This window comes from Paraburkholderia sp. RL17-373-BIF-A, assembly GCF_046030175.1.
In the GTDB taxonomy this organism is placed as follows: Bacteria; Pseudomonadota; Gammaproteobacteria; order Burkholderiales; family Burkholderiaceae; genus Paraburkholderia.
Map to the genome: position 1 here is coordinate 1 of NZ_JARESO010000226.1, position 1859 is coordinate 1859.

Consider the following 1859-nt stretch of genomic DNA (forward strand, 5'->3'; position numbering starts at 1 on the left):
AAGTTCAGGAAGGCCGGGAAGTCGCGGAAGAATTCGAGGGGCAGGTTCTGCGCTTCGTCGATAATCCACACGGGCAACAACTGTTTGCTCTCGACGAGCTCCAGGATGCGCAGCTTCAGATCCCGCCACAGGTCGGCACGCCGATAGGCGGGCTCCAGACCCAGCGCCCGAGCTAGGCTGCGGTACAGATCGATGCGCCCGAACTCGGTTTCAGCCAGATAGATGACCTGGTAGCGATGGGGATTCAAGGCCAGTGCTGCGTGGCGTAACGCGGCAGTCTTGCCCACACCGGGCTCGCCCGTGAGCAAGCCAATACCGGGACTGTGCAGTAGCCACTGGAAGCGCTCGTTGAATTGCGCCAAGGCGCCGTCGTCCCACAACTCACTATGTTCTTTGGAAAGCGGCGCGCAACGTAGACCGAAGTGTTGTCGATACATGTCACAGCTCCCGGGCGTAGTGACGTTGATAGGCAAGCTCGATAAGATTGGGACCGTGCGCTGCGTTCTCGATCGGCGCGTCGTGTCCTGTCACGGTCGGCTCGACGGTCTCAGGCTGAGATTTGCGCCGCTTGCGTGTGCGATTGCCGACAGCGTCGAGCAGGGTTGCGGCGCCCAAGGGCTCGCCCGCCTCACTTTCTACGCCCTTGACGGTTCCCGTATGGGGATCCACCACGAGCAACACGGTCTTGCCGACCAGCTCGTATGGCACTTCGAAGCGCTTGCCCTGAAATGACACGGTGCCGTCGCGGCGCACGTAGCGCTCGATACGGTGCAGGAACAGTTCGTCCAGTTGTGCGGCGCGTGCGCCGAGTGTGCCGATACGGGGTAGGTCCTGCTGATAGCGGGCGAGCGGCGTCTGGTTACACAGGCCGCTGTGTTCGGTGCGATGGTAAATCTGTTCGACCCAAGCCCACAGGCGCGCGTTGAGGTCCGCCAGATCATGGATGTGCGTGGTGTCGAGCTCGCTCAGGAATTGAGCCCGTAAGCTGCGATGCCAGCGCTCCAGCTTGCCCTTGCCCTCGGGAGCATACGGTCTACAATAAACCAGCCTGATCGACAGCCGTGCACAAATGCCCTGCAATGTCGCCGCCCGATAAGCGGCGCCGTTATCGACGATCAACATCTTGGGCACACCGCGTTTGAGCAAGGCCTGCTTGAGTACGCCCTCGATGTCGATCGCGCTCTCCGAGAAGCAGAACGCGCTATGGGCGATGAGCCGCGAGGCGTCGTCCATCAACGAGACCAGGTAGGTCTTGCGGCGCCCCCGGCCAAGCGACAAGTGCGGGCCATGCAGGACATCGCCGTACCAGATGGAGCCGGCGTGTTCGGCCACGAAGCTGCGTTTCTCCTCGGGCAAGCTGGCCGAGCCAACGATGCGCGAGAGCCCGTGGGCTTGCAGCAGCCGATGAACGGCGCAGCGCGAGAGTGTGTCGTGCGCCACGATACCCGCAGATTCGAGCAGCAAACGGATCTGGCGGATCGAGCGTCGCGGATTCTCGCGCTTAGCTGCAAGGATCGCAGCTTGCACGGCCGATGGCAGCTTCGATTGCCCGCGATCCACACGGGGCTTGCTGCACAGGCCCTCCAGCCCGTGCTGTTTCCAGGCGTAATACCAGGACTGAAGCGTCTTCTCGCCGATATGGCGACGACGAGAACCGGGAATTGCGTACTCCTGCTGAGCCAGTTGGCGGATGATCTGCTGCAAGTCGCCGCGATCAAGCCGTTCGCGACTGACAAGTGGTCCGAGTACGGACAGGCGAAACAGGGCCTTCGGGTCGATGTCCTTCATGCTCACTCCTATGGTTAAAAAGGGAGTGCCATGAGAACCGCGAACCGAATTCGGCGCGAGTGGGCAAAGTG

Annotated in this window: 2 protein-coding genes; both read right to left on the reverse strand. The window is 61.8% G+C overall.

Features of this window, described 5'->3' with window-relative positions:
* Nucleotides 1-437: AAA family ATPase (locus tag P0D80_RS49855; RefSeq protein ID WP_408296040.1), on the reverse strand; the 437-nt coding region annotated here is incomplete at its 3' end.
* A gap of 1 nt (nucleotide 438) precedes the next feature.
* Nucleotides 439-1788: a DDE-type integrase/transposase/recombinase gene (locus tag P0D80_RS49860; RefSeq protein WP_408296043.1), complete on the reverse strand. Its 1350-nt coding sequence runs from the start codon at nucleotides 1786-1788 to the stop codon at nucleotides 439-441.
* Between the last annotated feature and the right edge of the window lie 71 nt (nucleotides 1789-1859).

Excerpts from the sequence above, each read along its gene's own strand:
- P0D80_RS49860 (WP_408296043.1), bottom strand. The coding sequence starts at position 1,788 with ATGAAGGACATCGACCCGAAGGCCCTGTTTCGCCTGTCCGTACTCGGA.